10 protein-coding genes are annotated in these 16255 nt (G+C 71.3%); 5 read left to right on the top strand and 5 right to left on the bottom strand.

Going from position 1 to position 16255, the window contains the following annotated elements:
• Positions 1-35 precede the first annotated feature (35 nt).
• Together ACQPYA_RS09615 and ACQPYA_RS09610 are read left to right on the top strand one after the other, a co-directional pair.
• The gene (locus ACQPYA_RS09615) at positions 36-1478 is read left to right on the top strand and encodes a glycoside hydrolase family 43 protein (protein ID WP_433532260.1); all 1443 of its coding nucleotides are present in this window, start codon (positions 36-38) and stop codon (positions 1476-1478) included.
• On the top strand, positions 1475-4879 hold the full coding sequence (locus tag ACQPYA_RS09610; protein ID WP_433532259.1) for a discoidin domain-containing protein: 3405 nt from the start codon (positions 1475-1477) through the stop codon (positions 4877-4879). Before ACQPYA_RS09615 ends, ACQPYA_RS09610 begins: the two co-directional genes overlap by 4 nt.
• Before the next feature lie 10 nt (positions 4880-4889).
• Here ACQPYA_RS09610 and ACQPYA_RS09605 read toward each other — a convergent pair whose 3' ends face one another.
• The gene (locus ACQPYA_RS09605; RefSeq protein ID WP_433532258.1) at positions 4890-5921 is read right to left on the bottom strand and encodes a LacI family DNA-binding transcriptional regulator; all 1032 of its coding nucleotides are present in this window, start codon (positions 5919-5921) and stop codon (positions 4890-4892) included.
• 374 nt (positions 5922-6295) lie between these two features.
• A complete protein-coding gene (locus tag ACQPYA_RS09600) occupies positions 6296-9679 on the bottom strand; it encodes a beta-L-arabinofuranosidase domain-containing protein (RefSeq protein WP_433532257.1) in 3384 nt (1127 codons plus the stop codon).
• 313 nt (positions 9680-9992) lie between these two features.
• Here ACQPYA_RS09600 and ACQPYA_RS09595 point away from each other — a divergent pair, with 313 nt between their 5' ends.
• On the top strand, positions 9993-11183 hold the full coding sequence (locus ACQPYA_RS09595; protein ID WP_433532256.1) for a cytochrome P450: 1191 nt from the start codon (positions 9993-9995) through the stop codon (positions 11181-11183).
• Here ACQPYA_RS09595 and ACQPYA_RS09590 read toward each other — a convergent pair.
• The 3 genes from ACQPYA_RS09590 to ACQPYA_RS09580 all read right to left on the bottom strand — a co-directional run bounded on the left by ACQPYA_RS09590 (position 11166) and on the right by ACQPYA_RS09580 (position 14249).
• Positions 11166-12650 (bottom strand): FAD-dependent oxidoreductase, encoded by a 1485-nt coding sequence (locus tag ACQPYA_RS09590; RefSeq protein WP_433532255.1) that lies wholly within the window; start codon positions 12648-12650, stop codon positions 11166-11168. The genes ACQPYA_RS09595 and ACQPYA_RS09590 overlap by 18 nt on opposite strands.
• Positions 12647-12916 carry a (2Fe-2S)-binding protein gene (locus tag ACQPYA_RS09585; protein WP_433532254.1) on the bottom strand — a complete coding sequence of 90 codons (270 nt, stop codon included), beginning with the start codon at positions 12914-12916 and terminating at the stop codon, positions 12647-12649. The genes ACQPYA_RS09590 and ACQPYA_RS09585 overlap by 4 nt, the downstream gene beginning before the upstream one ends.
• Positions 12917-12992: 76 nt before the next feature.
• Entirely contained in the window at positions 12993-14249 is a 1257-nt protein-coding gene (locus ACQPYA_RS09580; RefSeq protein WP_433532253.1) for an NAD(P)/FAD-dependent oxidoreductase, read from the bottom strand.
• 78 nt (positions 14250-14327) lie between these two features.
• Between ACQPYA_RS09580 and ACQPYA_RS09575 the strand changes: the two genes are divergently transcribed.
• Together ACQPYA_RS09575 and ACQPYA_RS09570 are read left to right on the top strand one after the other, a co-directional pair.
• Positions 14328-15224, top strand: coding sequence for a dihydrodipicolinate synthase family protein (locus ACQPYA_RS09575; RefSeq protein WP_433532252.1), 897 nt, complete (start codon positions 14328-14330; stop codon positions 15222-15224).
• Positions 15225-15238: 14 nt separating this feature from the next.
• The gene (locus tag ACQPYA_RS09570) at positions 15239-16249 is read left to right on the top strand and encodes a proline racemase family protein (RefSeq protein ID WP_433532251.1); all 1011 of its coding nucleotides are present in this window, start codon (positions 15239-15241) and stop codon (positions 16247-16249) included.
• Positions 16250-16255 lie beyond the last annotated feature (6 nt).

Here is a 16255-nt window from a genome sequence, read left to right as displayed (position 1 = left end):
CACCGCCCGTCCCGCTCCCCCGACAGGAGACCCCCGTGCGACGACGACCCCTTGTCCGCGTCCTGGCCGCCGGCTGCGCCGCCGTGCTGGCCGCCGGCCCGGCCCTCGCCTCCCCGGCCTCGGCCGCCAACCCCGTCATCACCACCATCTACACCGCCGATCCCGCGCCGCTCGTGGTCGGCAACACGATGTACATCTACGCCGGCCGCGACGAAGCGCCGGTGGGCACGAACAACTTCGTCATGCGCGAGTGGCACGTGCTCTCCTCCACCGACGCGGCGAACTGGACCCACCACGGCGCTCGGGCGAACATCGGCACCTTTCCCTGGGCCGGCGCCGACGCCTGGGCCAGCGAGGTCGAGTACCGCAACGGCCGGTACTACTGGTACACCTCGGTCAACGGCAGAGGCGCCGGCTGGATGGACATCGGCGTCGCCGTCGCCGACAGCCCGCTCGGCCCGTTCACCGACGCCAAGGGCGGGCCGCTGATCAGCGACAGCACGCCGAACTCCTCGCCGCTGAACATCGACCCCACCGTCTTCGTCGACGACGACGGCCAGGCGTACCTGTACTGGGGCGGCTACTGGGGCGCCCGGGCGGTCCGGCTGGCCAGCAACATGATCGACACGGTGGGCTCGGTGGTCACCCCGCAGGGGCTGACCAACTTCTGGGAGGCCCCGTTCATGTTCAAGCGCAACGGCCTCTATTACATGATCTACGCGGCGAACGACACCCAGGGCTGCGTCACCTCGTCGAGCTACGCCTGCCAGCGCTACGCCACCGCCACCAACCCGATGGGACCGTGGACCCACCGGGGCGTCGTGCTCGGCCAGGTCTCCTCGACCACCAACCACGCCGGGGTGGCGCAGCTCAACGGCCAGTGGTACATGGTGTACCACAATGCCAACGCCCCCGGCGGCGGCAACTTCCGCCGCTCCGTCGCGGTGGACCGGATGTACTTCAACGCCGACGGCACCATCCAGCCGGTGGTGCAGACCAGCACCGGTCCGCCGCCCAACCCCGGCGGCGGCGTCCAGCCGCCGGCCGGCACCAACCTGGCAACCAGCGCCACCGCCTCCACCTCGCACGTCTCCGCCTGGGAGAGCCTCGCCGCGATCAACAACGGCGGCGTGCCGACCAACTCCGCCGACCGCAGCAACCTGGCGTACGGCAACTGGCCGCAGCAGGGCACCCAGTGGATCGAGTACCGCTGGCCGGCCGCGCAGAACATCAACCGCACGGCCACCTACTGGTTCGACGACAACCAGGGCATCGACCTGCCCGCCTCCTGCCAGGTGCAGTACTGGAACGGCAGCGCATACGTCAACGTGCCCAACCAGTCGACCTGCGGCGTGGCCGGTGACACCTACAACGTCACCACGTTCAGCCCGGTCAGCACGACCCGGCTCCGGCTGAACATCACCTCCCGTGCCGGCTACTCCACCGGAGTCCTGGAATGGATGGCGTTCCAGTCATGAGCGGAATCCAGCCCGTACGCGCGGCGCTGGCCGCGTTCGTCACCGCGACCCTGACCGCCGGCGCCCTGGTGGTCACCGGCGCGCCGGCGCAGGCCGAGCAGACCATCGGCTACCCCACCTTCTCCGGGCCGGCCGTGCCGACGCCGCCGGTCGGCTACTCCACCGGCAACACCATGCAGGCCATCTACGACGCGGAGAGCGCCGGCACCGACTTCTGGATGGACCGGCTGCTGGCCCGCCCGGGCAACGACCCGGCCGGCACCTGGCTGATGAGCCGGGGCCGGGGGCTGTTCATGTACACCCACAACCCGTCGGTGATCGGCTTCGGCGGCAACACCGCCTACTGGGACAACATCAGCAGCCAGGGCGCCTACACCATCACGGTCGGCTCGGGCACCCTCACCGAGCAGGTGGCGCAGCGCTGGCAGGCGCCGAGCCACTGGCGCAGCGTCCACACCGGAGGCTCGCTCCGCGTCGACGTCACCAAGTTCATCACCCACCAGAACGTCGCGGTGACCAACCTGACCGTCACCAACACCGGCTCGGCCAGCAGCACCGTGCAACTGCGGGCCACCTCGCCGTACGCCGCCTCGGGCAGCGGCAGCGAGCTGACCGGCAGCCGGCAGGTGAAGAACAACCTGACCACCATCCGCCCGCGGCTCTCCGGGGACGGCTTCACCGTCAGCAGCGGCGGCCTGAACCGCTCGGTCACCCTCGGCGCGGGGCAGAGCGTCACCACGAAGGTGCAGCTCGGCTTCGTCACCGACGAGATCCCCGAGTCGCTGACCGAGTACACCAGCTACCGCAACGCCACCCCGGCCAGCGCCAGCGCCAGCCACGTACGCGACTACAACCGCTGGTGGGCGGAGAACGTGCCCTACCTCGACGTGCCCGACCCGGCCATCAAGAAGAACATCTACTACCGCTGGTGGCTGATGCGCTTCAACCACCTGGACGCCGACATCCCCGGCCAGGACTTCCAGTTCCCCACCTCGATCGAGGGGGTGACCGGGTACAACAACGCCATCGTGCTGACCCAGCCGATGCACGTCGACGACCTGAAGTACCTGCGCAACCCGATCTACTCGTACGGGCCGTGGCTGTCGGTCGGGCAGTCCTCGGCCAACGGCCGGTTCATGGACAACCCCGGTGACCCCGAGAACTGGTCGAACAGCTACACGCAGTACCTCTCCGAGGCGGCCTGGCGGGCGTACCAGCTGCACGGCGGGCAGCCGGCGATGCTGCACAACTTCGCCCGGTACGCCGAGATGGACGTCAAGGGCCAGCTGGCCACCTACGACACCAACAACAACGGGGTCATCGAGTACAACTGGGGCGCGATGACCGGCAACGACGCCGACGCGGTGTCGTTCCACTGGCGCTCCGGCAACCTCGACCGCGCCGAGGGGGCGTACGTCTACAGCAACGCCCTGGCCGCCGCGCAGGCGTACACGGTGCTCGGCAACACCGCCAAGGCCACCGAGATGCAGACCCTGGCCAACCGGGTCCGCGACGGCATCGTCAACGTGCTGTGGAACCCGAGCCGGCAGCTGCTGGAGCACCGGCACGTCGCCACCAACACCCACGTGCCATGGAAGGAGATCAACAACTACTACCCGTACGCCGTCGGGCTGATGCCGAACACCGCCACCTACCGCGAGGCGCTGCGGCTCTTCGACGACCCGGCCGAATATCCGATCTTCCCCTTCTACACCGCCAACCAGCGCGACAAGGCCGCCGCGGCGGCCGCCGGCAACCCGGGCAGCAACAACTTTTCCACCATCAACTCCACCGTGCAGTTCCGGCTCTACTCCTCGGTGCTGCGCAACTACCCCAACCAGTGGATGACCGCCGAGCACTACAAGAAGCTGCTCTACTGGAACGTCTGGGCGCAGTACGTCAACGGCAACACCCAGTGGCCGGACGCCAACGAGTTCTGGTCCAACTGGAACGGCTCGTCGATCACCTACCGGTCCTGGATCCACCACAACATCCTGGGCAGCAGCAACTGGACGATCGTCGAGGACGTGGCCGGCCTGCGGCCACGCACCGACAACACCATCGAGCTGTCGCCGATCAACATCGGCTGGTCCCACTTCGCGGTCAACAACCTGCGGTACCGCAACGCCAACCTGAGCGTGGTCTGGGACGACCCGGCCGACGGGATCACCCGCTACCCGGGTGTCCCGCAGGGCTACTCCATCTACCTCAACGGCAACCGGGTGGTCACCGTGGACCGGCTGACCCGGGTGCTCTACAACCCGGCGACCGGGGCGGTCACCCTGCCGGCGGGTGGCACCACCACCTTCAGCGCGGCGTTCTCCGGGCTGCAACTGCCGCAGAACGTCAGCCAGACCAGCGCCCGGATGGTCGACATGTTCGCCAAGGCCGGCGTCGACCTGACCTCGACCACGCCGAACCTGGCCCAGGGCGCCACCACGTCGGCGTCGTACACCGCCTCGGGCACCTCGACCGGCGCGGCGGTCGACGGCTTCCCCACCAACGCGCCGATCTGGGGCAGCTTCGGGTCGCCGAACGCCACCGACTGGTACGAGGTCGACCTCGGCCAGGCCCGGACCGTCGACGACGCCTGGCTGTACTTCCGCGACGATCGCGCCGGCAACCGCTACCGGGCGCCGGCGTCCTACACCGTCCAGTACTGGAACGGCAGCACCTGGATCACCGCCGCCTCGCAGGTCAGGACACCGGCGGCGGCGCGCGCCAACTACAACCGGGTCCAGTTCGCCCCGGTCAGCACCCAGCGCCTCCGGGTGCAGGTGACCCACGCCGCCGGCTTCCGCACCGGCCTGACCGAGGTCAAGCTGTACGCCCGAGGCGGCAGCCCGCCACCGTCGGGGAACCTGGCCGGCTCGGCGACCCCCTCGGCGTCGTACACCTCACCCTGGGAGTCGGTGGCCGCGCTCAACGACGGCATCGACCCGCCGTCGTCGAACGACACGGTCAACCCCCGCTGGGGAACCTGGCCGAACCAGGGCCAACAGTGGGCGGAGCTGACCTGGCCCTCCGCGCAGACGCTGAGCGCGGCGGAGGTCTACTTCTTCGACGACAACGGCGGCGTCCGGCTGCCGGCGTCCTGGCGGTTGCAGTACTGGACCGGCGCCGCCTACGCCGACGTCCCCGGCGCCAGCGGCTACCCGACCGCCATCAACCAGTACAACCGCGTCACCTTCCCGACGGTGAGCACATCCCGCCTACGGGTGGTGTTGCAGTCCAACGCCGCCTCGGTAGGGCTGTTGGAGATCAAAGCAACCAGCGGCGCGATGGTCGGGGCCACGCTCGATCCGGGATCGAGTGGCATCGACGGGCCAAGGAAGCCACTCAATCGTGGATCGAGCGTGACCTTGGGCCGGTCCGCAACCGTGCGCCTGCGCAGCGGCTGATCTCCGAATCTCAGCCGACGGGCACGGTCGACTCGCGGATCACGAGGCGGCCGGGAAACTCCTCCGAGCTGGGCGCGGTGGTGCTGTCGATGGCCGCGAAGAGCCGTTGGCCGGCCACCGCGCCAAGGCGCTTGAGGTTCATGTCGATGCTGGTCAGGCGGGGGCGGGAGTGCGCGGCGATGGCGTCCCAGTTGTCGAAGCCGATCACGGAGGTGGTGCTCGGCACGTCGCGGCCGAGGTCGCGCAGCGTCTCCAGCACGCCGCGGGCGATCTGGTCGCTGCCGCAGAAGATCGCGTCGACCTCGGGGTGTTGCTCGACGACCATGTGTGCCGCGGCGCGCCCCCAGGATTCGTCCCACGACCCGAAGTACGGCCGGTGGCCGATCATCCGCAGGCCGGCGTCGGCGAGCGCCGCCGCCGCGCCGTCGGCGCGGTCCCGGGCCGCCTGGAAGCCGGCCTCGCCGGTGATGTGGGCGATGTTGCGCCGGCCGCACGACAGCAGGTGCTCGATGGCGAGCCGGCCGCCGCCCACGTTGTCGACGATGATCGAGATGTCGGCCGGGTTCGCGGAGGGGGCGTAGACGTAGACGACCGGCACCGGGATGTTGCCGGCCAGCGGCGGGCGGTGGTCGGTACGGGAGCCCACCACGATCAGACCGTCCACCCGCCGGGACAGCAGCGCCCGTACGTGGTGCTGCTCCCGGATCGCGTCACCTCGTGCGTCGCAGAGGAAGACCGAGACCTGACCCGCCCCGAAGGCGTCCTCCACGCCCATCAGGATGGGAATCGAGAAGCGCCCCTCCAGGTCGCTGGTGATCAGGCCGACGGTCCCGGTCCGGCCGCTGAGCAGGCTGCGGGCCAGCGCGTTCGGCGCGAAGGAGAGCAGCTCCGCGGCTTCCAGCACGCGTACCCGGGTGGCCGCCTTCACCTCGCCGCGCCCGTTGATGGCCTTGGAGGCGGTGGCGACCGACACCCCGGCGAGCCGGGCGACGTCGGTGAGGGTGGCCGTGCGGTTGGCCGGGACCTCGGGCTCGGTCGTCATCTGAAGCTCCCTCCCAGCGACCCGGCACCTTCGTGGTGCGCGGCGACGGGCCGCCGCCCGAGCGTCGGTGACGACATCCCCAGCGACAGTACGCGTGCAAGCCTTTTCGGCGACTTTTCGGTGCGGTCTCGGCCCACTGGCACACCGCCGGTCCCCTCACTACCGCTGAAGAATACCCCGTGCGGCTTCCGCCGGACTGTGACGGAACCAGGGCCACCGCCACCCCGGCCCGAAACATCTTACGAAACTGTGAACGGCCACGGGCTGGCGCGGCAGCGGGCCGGCGGGGGCCGTGCTCCCCTGTCGGGCAGCCAGAACGGCGGTGGCGGCGTCCGGTAGGACGCCGCCACCGTCGGTGGTGGGGGGCTTGTGGCCTAGGAAGCGGCGTACGGCACTTCGAGTTGGACGGTCACCGGCTCTCCGTCGACCGTTCCGGTGACCCTGACGGTCGCGGTGCCGGCCGGCACGGACGCGCTGCGGCTGTTGAACGCCTGGTAGGCGGCCTTGCCCGGGGCGACGCCGGGCACCGTCCGCGAGCCGTACGGGGTGACCAGCTCGATGGTGAGCGGCACGTCGTCGGTGTTGCGGGCGTTGACGGAGACGTAGGCGCTGGCGCCGATCATCTGCGTGCGCGCCTCGACCTCGACATCCCAGGCGTGCGGCGGGTCGAGTTCCTGCCGCGCCTGGACGGCGTGCGAGACGATCAGATCCTTCTCCGCCGTGCTGAAGACGCCCGCCGCGACGAACGCCTCGGCGGTCTGGGTGACGGTCGACACGAACTGGCTGTGGCTGGCGAAGGGCGCCTGGTCCCAGACCAGGTCGAGGAAGGTCGGGCCGTCGGTGCCGGGCGACGGGATGCCCGTCACGGGGATGTCGTAGTTCGGCAGGCCGTCGTTGCGCTTGCGGTTGGGCACGCCGCTGTCGACGGATCCGAACACGATCGTCGGTTCGACCCGCCGGAAGTACGTCGAGGCGGCCTGAGTGTCGCCGACGTAGTACGGCCGCAGGTTGAGGCCCTGCGTGGTGAAGAGCGGGTCACCGGCCGCCGTGGTGCCGGTGTGGGTGACCGCCGCACGGGCGTAGTCGCCGTCCCGCTTCAGGTGGCGGTACAGGGACAGTTCCCGGAAGTTGCCGCCCCCGGGGTTCCCGAGCAGTTGCAGGATGACCGGCCCCCAGAAGATCGACTGCGTGTCGGGGCGGTCGATCGCCCGCTCGATCCGGATGCTGAACGGCATGTGGATCTCGATGGTGTCGCCCGGCGACCAGGTCCGGCTCAGCGTCAGGTAGCTGCTGGGCGTGGCGGCGACGTCCTGGCTGACGCCATTGATGGTGACGAAGAAGCCCTTCTGCACCCAGCCCGGCACCCGCAGCTTGATGTCGAGCGGGCCGCTGCCGTCGACGGTCAGCCGGGTGCGGTCCTCCCGCGGGTACCGGGTCTCCTGGGTGATGACGAAGTCCTTCTCCGCCCAGGTCAACGTCGACGGCGCGTACAGGTTGACCCAGAGCGCCCTGCCGTCGGCCGACTTGAAGTAGATGGTCTCCTGGTACTTGGTGTGGTTCTCGATGCCGGTGCCGCCGCAGCAGGTGCCGGTGTTGCCGTAGCCGCGGGCGTTGCCCGGGGTCAACGGCTGGAAGTAGGTGACCTGCGGGTTGCTGACGTTGGTGTTGTCGGCCCGCGAGCCGGCGATCTGGTTGAGCAGGCCCCGCTCGTAGTAGTCCAGGTACGCCGGGTCGTGCTCGTGGAAGAACAGGTTGCGGGCCAGCTTGATCAGGTTGTAGGTGGTGCAGGTTTCGGCGCCACCCGCGGCGATCGAGTTGGCGATGTTGCCCCGGTTCTGGAACAGCTCGATGTTGTTGTTGGAGCCCGGGTAGTTGCCGCTCGTGCCGCCGTTGGCGTACATGCGGTGCGGCACGACCATGCCGAAGAAGTTCTTGGCGGCCTGGAGGTACTCGGCATCACCGCTGTGCTCGTAGACCCGCAGGTAGCCGACGAACTGCGGCACGTGCGAGTTGGCGTGCAGCCGTTCCGGCCGGCGTCGGCCGGGCCGGGTCTGCGGCGTGGTGACGAGGATGTCGCGGTTCTCCACGCAGGCGTCGAAGAGCGACTCCCGGTTGTCGAAGAGCTTGCCGGTCGCCAGGTGCTTGGCGTCGCCGGTGAGCGCGTAGATCTCGGGGAACACCTCGTTGGCCCCGCCGGTCTCCCCGGCGATGTAGAGGTCCCACATGTAGTTCAGGTTGTCGCGGGTGATCGGACCGGGGTACGCGGGATGGTTCTTGTCGCCGACGGTCAGCGCGAGATGCGCCCAGCTGGCCATCTTGGTGACCACGTCGAGGGCCTTCTCGTTGTCGGTGTGGTAATACGCGTCGAGCAGGCCGCGCATGATCTTGTGCTGGGTGTACCAGGGCGCCCAGGTGTTGGTGGCGGCGTTACTCCCGTAGACGGCCCAGCGCGGCGGGCCGAGTCGGAGCACCGCGTCCTCCGGGATCGCGCCCAGGTAACCCGGGTGGGTCGGGACCCAGAGCTCGGTCCCGCCGCTCTGGGTCGGCACGATGCCGCCGTCACGGCCGTTGGGCGAGGAGTCCCGGATCGTGGAGCCGCCCTCCTCCTCGAACCGGTACCAGGCGATCGAGCCGCCGCTGGTGCTGCCGGCCGGCGAGTCCTGGAGCGACTGGACCTCCTGGAGGCTCAGTGCCCGGTCGAAGATGTGGAACTCGTCGACGGTCGCGTTCAGCATCGGATCGCCGTACTGCGAGCGGCCGATCCACCGGTTGCCCGGGTTGCCCAGGTTGGCCGGGCTGAGGGTCATGTTCGTGTTCTGGCCCGCCTGCTGGCCGTTCACGTAGAGCGTGCCCGTGTTCTGGGTGAGCGTCACGGCAAGGTGCACCCACTGGTTGGTGGGCAGCGCCGTGGTGCCGTTGATCTGCTGCTCGCCGCCGCTACCGCTGACCGTGATCGCGAACCTCGGCGCGTTGCCGGTGGCGCCGGAGCGCGGGGTCAGGAACATGTTGATCGTGCTGTTCTGTCCGAAGTCGAACAGCCGGCTCCAGTTCTGGGTGGCCGCGAGATTCACCCAGGCCGCGATGGTGAAGTCGGTCAGCTGGCTGATCGCCTCCTGCGGAAGGGCCACATGCTCGGCCCGGCTCGGGCCGTTCAGGCGGAGCCCGCTGCCGAAGCGGCCGGCGACCCGACCGATCTCCGGCTCCTCCGGGTCCCCACCGCCCGGACCGCCGTTGCCCATCCGCGCGGTGATCGCGGCCTGGCAGGCGGCGAGTTCGTCGACCATCCAGTCGAGCTTGGTCTTGAAGATCGGCTCGCCCAGGTCGGCGTAGCCCTGCGCCAGGGCCGTCATGAAGTGGCCGGCCCAGTGGCCGCTGAGCAGGCCGCCGTCCTCCCAGCCGCCGGGGGCGGTGACGCCCGCCGGGTTGGGCCGACCGGCCTGGTTGTTGAAGAGCACGAGGAAGCGCCGCTCGTCGAGCTGCCGAAGGTAGCTCTTCATCCGGTCGCGCTTTTCCTGGAGCAGGCCGTCGCCCAGCCGTACGTCGCGGAGCGGGAACGGCCGGACCGGGGCGGTGGCGCCGGGACCGAGATCGGTCGGAACCGGGTCGAGCCCGGTCCGGCCGGCTGTCGTCCCGGTGGCGGTCGCCGCCTGGGCAGCGGTCGCCGGGAGCGCGCCCGCGGCGGCCACCGCGGCCACGCCGATGGCTGATGCCTGAAGGACCTGCCGTCGACTGACGGGAAACTTTTCGGTTTGGGCCACTTAGGATCGTCCTTTCCCGGTGGTGTCCGCCGGCCGCAATACATCAAGCCTCTTCAATAGGACCATGGCGCTGGTCCGCAGAAGTCGGCGCCCTGAGCGACCGTGGAAGGGGCCGAGTCGTCGGTCACAGGATCCGTGATTGTCAGCGAGTGTGAGCGTTAACGCGAGGGTCGTCAACCCCTACGGCCGGGTAAGGTGACCACATTGACACATCCCAGAAACATACCTATGTTAGCGCTCAACCTCCTGGTCGGCCGGGCGTTTGAGCAGGGCGCCCGAAGGGCACAGTGGACTTCTGGTTCGAGGGGGAGACGTGACCGCCGAGTTCGGCGTATCAGAGTTGTGGGATCCGGCCGTCCGCCGCGACCCGCACGGGTTCTACGACCGGGTACGAGCCAGCGGTGCTCCGGTCCGCCAGGTCGATCCCGCGGGCAACCGGTTCTGGGTGATCGCCGGACACGCCGATGTCCTGGACGCCCTGCGCCACCCGGCGATCGGGCACGAGGTGCACCGGCACTCCCCCGACATGTGGCAGCCCGCCCGGCACGAACTGTCGGAGGTGGCGAGGATCGAGGCGCGCCAGCTCATCAACCTCGACCCGCCCGACCACACCCGCCTGCGGGGGCTGGTCAGCGGCGGGTTCACGGCCCGGGCGGTGGCCCGGTTGGAGCCGTGGATCGGCGACCTCGCGGACCGGCTGGTCGCGCGGGCACGCCAGCAGGGACACATCGACGGGATCGCCGACCTCGCCGACCCGGTGCCGGTCAACGTCATCGCCGAGCTGGTCGGCATTCCCGAGCGGGATCGGCCACGGTTCCGTGCCTGGTCGGCGGCGATCGTGTCGGCCAGCATCGACGGCCCGGCGGCAACCCTGGAGTTCGGGGCGTACCTCGACGAGCTGGCGGCACGGCGTCGGGCGGTCCCCGCCGACGACCTGATCTCGCAGCTGGTGGCCATCGAGGAGCGCGGCGACCGGCTGGACCGCGACGAGCTGGTGGCGCTGGTGCAACTGCTGCTCGTCGCCGGTCAGGAGACCACCGTCGACATGATCGTCAACGGTCTCCGCCTGCTGCTCACCCACCCCGACCAGTGGCAGGCCCTGCGAGACGATCCGTCACTGGCCGCGGCGGTGGTCGAGGAGACGCTCCGGTTCCGGGGACCGGTCGAGATCGTGCCACCGCGGTTCACCTTCGAGGAGGTCGAGATCGCCGGCGGGCGGATCCCCGCGTTCGACCGGGTGGCGCTGTCGCTCTGGGGAGCGAACCGGGACCCGGCGGTCTTCGATCGGCCGCACGTCTTCGACATCCACCGCACCGACGTCCGCCGGCACATCGCCTTCGGGCACGGGATCCACTTCTGCCTCGGCGCCCACCTGGCCCGGCTGGAGAGCCGGATCATGTTCGAGCGGATCGCGCAGCAACTACCCGACCTGCGCCTCGCGGCCGATCCCGCTGCTCTTGACGGCTTCCGCCTGCATCAACACGGCCTACCACTGAAGGTCTGACCCCGGCTCGCCGTCCGCCGCGACGTCGCCGGGCGGCGTGGCCAGCTGGCCCAGGGGCATGGGCGTGGCGATCGGCCGCTCCGCGAAGGCCCGCAGGTCCGGCTCGGCGACGGCCCGCCCGGCGTGCCGGGCGGTCAGGCAGGCGGTGGCGAACCCGCACACCCGGCCCTGGCACCAGCCCATGCCGGGCCGGGCGAGCAGCTTGACGATGCGGGCCTCGGTCGCGCCGAGTTCCACCACGGCCCGCCGGATGCGGCCCGCGTCCACCTCCTCGCACCGGCAGACCAGGGTCTCGTCGGAGCACCGCGCCAGCATGGCCTCCGGGATCGGATAGACCTGGCGCATGGCGGCGGCGAAGCCGCGCAGAGAGCCCCGCCGTCGGCGCAGCGCCCGGCCGTCCGGGACGACGTCGGCACCAAGCGACGTGGCCGCCGCGAGGCCGGCGATCCGGCCCTCGACCGTCGCGAGGTCGGCCCCGCCGACCCCGGTCGCCTCGCCGGCCGCCCACACCCCGGCGACGCTGGTCGCCTGGTCGTCGTCGACGGTCACGACCAGGCTCCGATCCGCGTCGACGCGGGTCGCGCAGCCGAGTTGGAGCGCCAGCTCAAGCTGTGGGGTGAAGCCCCAGCCGACGGCGAGCACATCGCATTCGATCTGCCGTTCGGTGCCGGCCCGCACCCGTCCGTCCCGGCCCAGCCGGCCGACCAGCACGCCGGTCAGCCGGTCCGTGCCGAGGGCGCGGAGCACGACCTGCCGGTGGCGGAGCGCGACCCGGCGCCGCAGGAGCCGTCCGGCGTACCCGGTCGCCTCGCCGAGCTTGCCGGTCGCGCCGAGCACCGCGCGCGGAAACCGGGCGAAGCCGAGCGGGCTGTTCGCCTCGACGACCGCGGCCACCCGCGCGCCGTACCGGGCGAGCCCGTCGGCCACCGGCAGCAGGAACGGCCCGGTGCCGGCGACCACCACGGCCTGACCGGCCACCACGAGGTTCCCCTTGAGCAGCGCCTGCGCCCCACCCGCGGTGATCACGCCGGGTAGCTCCCAGCCGGGAAAGGGCAGTTGCCGGTCGTACGCGCCGGTGGCGAGGACGAGCCGCGCGGCGTGCACGGCGACGGGGGAGCCGGTGCCGTGCTGCCGGGGCTCGGCGCCCCGCGCGCAGTGCACCGCCCACTGCTCGCCGACCGGCAGGATCGACCAGACGTGGTGCGCGGCCAGCCGGAGCACCCGGCCGGTGCCGGCCAGTTCGGTGAGCCGGGTGTCGGTCGAGGTGAACCGGCGCCACCCGTGGTGCAGGGTGGCCGGCCGGAACGGGCCGGCGCCGGGCGCCGGGAAGCGCCAGTACTGCCCGCCGGGGCGTACGCCGGCGTCGATGACCGCCACCCGTACCCCCGCCTCGGCCGCGGCCAGGGCCGCCGCCATGCCGGCCGGTCCGGCGCCGATCACCGCGAGGTCCACCCGATGGTCGGTCATCTATCCGCTCCCGGCTGGGTGCGGACGTCGTCGCCGGGGCTGGCGGGCACCAGGCAGGCCCGCAGCGCGGGTTGCCCGTTGACGGTGACCAGGCAGTCGAAGCAGATGCCGATGCCGCAGAACAGCCCCCGGGGCCGCTGGCCGTGGCGGGTGGTCCGCCAGGACCGCACCCCGGCGGCGGTGAGCGCCGCGCCGATGGTCCAGCCGTCCCGGCAGGGCAGCGGGGTGCCGTCGAAAAGGATCTCGAACTCGGGTGGGCGGCTCACGCCGCCACCTCGCTCCGCTCGGCGTCGACCTGAGCCTTTTCCGCGCTGCCTTGCCGATTCACTCGCTGTCGCTCGCTCACTGGGGCACCTCCGGGCCGAAGCGGTCGGGGCGGAACGGGTGCAGGTCGATCTCGGGTGGTTCGCCGGTCAGGCTCTGCGTGACGAGTCGCGCGGTGCCCAGGGAGAGACCGATGCCGGCGCCCTCGTGGCCGCAGGCGTGGTGCAGGCCCGGTGCGCGCGGGTCCGGGCCGAGCACCGGGAGGTGGTCGGGGCAGTACGGCCGGAAGCCGCGGTACGCGCGGATCACCGCGACGTCGCGCAGGACCGGGAAGAGGCGTACCGCACCGGCGGCGAGCTGCCGTAGGACCGGCAGCGAGATCGCCCGGTCGAACCCGACACGCTCCCGGCTGGCGCCGATGAGCACCGTGCCGGCTCCCGTCCCCTCGACCACGGCCGAGGTCTGGAGGGCGGCCGAGTCGCTGGCCACGTCGGCGATGTAGTCCGCGAGGTACACCTTGTGCCGGATCAGCGGCGGGAGCGGCTCGGTGACCAGGACGAAGCCGCGCCGGGGCGCGATCGGGACCCGGACGCCGGCCAGGGCGGCGATCTCGCCGGCCCAGCTGCCGGCGGCGTTGAGCACGGCGCCGGCGGGGATGTCCCGCCGGACGGTACGCACCCCGGTCACCCGCCCGGCGCCGCGCAGAAGGCCGGTGACCGGCTCGTGGGTCAGCACGGTGGCGCCGGCCCGGCGGGCCAGCCGGAGCAGGTGCGCGGCGGCGAGCATCGGCTGCACCTGCATGTCCTGCGGGTACCGGTAGCCACCGGCGACGTCCTCGGTCAGGTGCGGCTCGAACTCCCGCAGCCGGTCCCCCGGCACCGCGACGGCCTCGACCCCGAGTCTCCGTTGCCGCGCCGCGAGCCGCGTCAATCCGGCCAGGGCCGCCGGGCCGGTGGCGACCACCAGGCCGCCCTTGGTTTCGAGTTCCACCAGCCGGCCGAACGTGCTGCCGTCCAGCGGCATCTCGGCCAGGCCCCGCCACTGCCGGTTGGAGAGCAGCGCGAGGTCGAGCTCGGGTCCGGGCTCCTTGTCGGAGAGGAGGATGTTTCCCTCGCCGGCCCCGGTCGTCCCGCCGGTGATCGGTCCACTGTCGACGACGGTCACTGACAGTCCCGCCCGGCTGGCCTGGTGGGCGCAGGCCGCACCGACGATCCCGGCCCCGACGACGACGAGGTCGGGGGCGGTGGCGGTGGCGGTGGCGGAGTCGGGCATGTGCACCTCGTCGGGGCGGCGGCGCGAGTGAGAGCGCTTGCTGGCGCTGTTATAGTGTGACATTGCACCTCCCCGCTTGCCGCACCTTCCCCCGTGACGGTCGTTCCGGACCCGTTGAGAGCGGATGACAAGGAGCACTCGATGCGCGCGCGATTGAAGCCATGGCACGGCGTGCTGGTCGCGACGGCGGTGCCGTTCGACGACCACCTGGCGATCGACTTCGACCGGTACGCCGAGCACGTCGGATGGCTGGCCGCCGAGGGTTGCGACGGGGTGACTCCGAACGGTTCACTCGGGGAGTATCAGACCCTGACCGAGAAGGAGCGCGGTGCGCTGGTCCGTGTCGCGGTCGACGCCGCTCCGGAGGGCTTCACCGTGATGCCCGGCATCGCCGCGTACGGCGCGCTGGAAGCGCGGCGCTGGGCCGAGGACGCCGCCGAGGCCGGCTGCGCGGCGGTGATGCTGCTGCCGCCGAACGCGTACCGGGCCGACGAGCGGTCCGTGCTGGCGCACTACCGGGAGGTCGCGAAGGCCGGTCTGCCGGTGGTGGCGTACAACAACCCGATCGACACCAAGGTCGACCTCGGCCCGGCCATGCTCGCCCGCCTGCACGGCGAGGGGCTCATCGTCGGCGTCAAGGAGTTCACCGGCGACGTCCGGCGCAGCTACGAGATCGCCGAGGTGGCACCCGGCCTGGACGTGCTCGCCGGCTCCGACGACGTCGTGCTGGAGCTGGCCATCGCCGGTGCGCCCGGCTGGATCGCGGGTTACGTCAACGCCCTGCCCCGCACCGGCGTGCGGCTGTTCGACGCCGCCGCCGACGGCGACCTGGCCACCGCGCTGCCGCTCTACCGGGCGCTGCATCCGTTGCTGCGGTGGGACTCGAAGACCGAGTTCGTGCAGGCGATCAAGCTCTCCATGGACCTCGTCGGCCGGTACGGCGGGCTGTGCCGGCCGCCCCGGGTGCCGCTCACCGAGGAGCAGGCCCGCGTCGTCCGGGAAGCGACCGAAAAGGCGGTCGCGGCCGGCGGCCGGTGAGGGGACGGTAGGGGATGCGCAGCAACCGGGTCTTCCACGCGGTCGACTCGCACACCGAGGGCATGCCGACCCGGGTGATCACCGGCGGCATCGGTGTCGTCCCCGGCGCGTCGATGGCCGAACGCCGCCGGCACTTCATCACCCACCTCGACCACATCCGCACCCTGTTGATGTGCGAGCCGCGCGGGCACGCCGCGATGAGCGGGGCGATCCTGCAACCGCCGACCCGGGCGGACGCCGACTGGGGGGTGCTCTTCATCGAGGTGAGCGGGTGCCTGCCGATGTGCGGGCACGGCACCATCGGGGTGGCCACCGTCCTCGTGGAGACCGGCATGGTCACCGTCACCGAGCCGGTGACCGTGATCCGGCTCGACACCCCCGCCGGGCTGGTGACGGCCGAGGTGGCGGTCCGCGACGGGCGCGCCGAGTCGGTGACGCTGCGCAACGTGCCGGCCTTCGTGCAGGAGCTGGACGCGACGGTCGAGGTGCCCGGGCTGGGCCCGGTCACCCTCGACCTCGCCTTCGGCGGCAACTTCTACGCCCTCCTCGACCTGGACCAACTGGACATCCCCTTCACGCCGAGCGACCGGCGCGTCCGGCAGCGCATGCTCGACGCCGGGCTGGCCATCATGGACGCGGTGACCGAGCAGATCGAGCCGGTCCATCCGGAGGACCCGAAGATCGCCGGCTGTCGCCACGTCTACCTCGCGGCACCCGGTTCGGACGCCCGGCACTCCCGGCACGCGATGGCCATCCACCCGGGCTGGTTCGACCGGTCCCCCTGCGGTACCGGGACGTCGGCCCGGATGGCCCAGCTGCACGCCCGGGGCGAACTCGCGTTGCACACCGACTTCGTCAACGAATCGGTCATCGGCAGCCGCTTCGTCGGCCGGCTGCTCGACCGCGCCACCGTCGGCGACCGGCCGGCGGTGATCCCGACGGTCACCGGCCGGGCCTGGATCACCGGCACCGCCCAGTACTTCCTCGATCCGACCGACCCGTTCCCCACCGGTTTCCTGCTCTGACCAGCA

Origin of the sequence: Micromonospora sp. CA-263727 (assembly GCF_050942455.1) — a bacterium.
In the GTDB taxonomy this organism is placed as follows: domain Bacteria; phylum Actinomycetota; class Actinomycetes; order Mycobacteriales; family Micromonosporaceae; genus Micromonospora.
This window is presented reverse-complemented; position numbering and strand designations above follow the sequence as displayed.

Excerpts from the sequence above, each read along its gene's own strand:
- ACQPYA_RS09610 (WP_433532259.1), top strand. The coding sequence starts at position 1,475 with ATGAGCGGAATCCAGCCCGTACGCGCGGCGCTGGCCGCGTTCGTCACC.
- ACQPYA_RS09605 (WP_433532258.1), bottom strand. The coding sequence starts at position 5,921 with ATGACGACCGAGCCCGAGGTCCCGGCCAACCGCACGGCCACCCTCACC.
- ACQPYA_RS09590 (WP_433532255.1), bottom strand. The coding sequence starts at position 12,650 with ATGACCGACCATCGGGTGGACCTCGCGGTGATCGGCGCCGGACCGGCC.
- ACQPYA_RS09580 (WP_433532253.1), bottom strand. The coding sequence starts at position 14,249 with ATGTCACACTATAACAGCGCCAGCAAGCGCTCTCACTCGCGCCGCCGC.
- ACQPYA_RS09575 (WP_433532252.1), top strand. The coding sequence starts at position 14,328 with ATGCGCGCGCGATTGAAGCCATGGCACGGCGTGCTGGTCGCGACGGCG.
- ACQPYA_RS09570 (WP_433532251.1), top strand. The coding sequence starts at position 15,239 with ATGCGCAGCAACCGGGTCTTCCACGCGGTCGACTCGCACACCGAGGGC.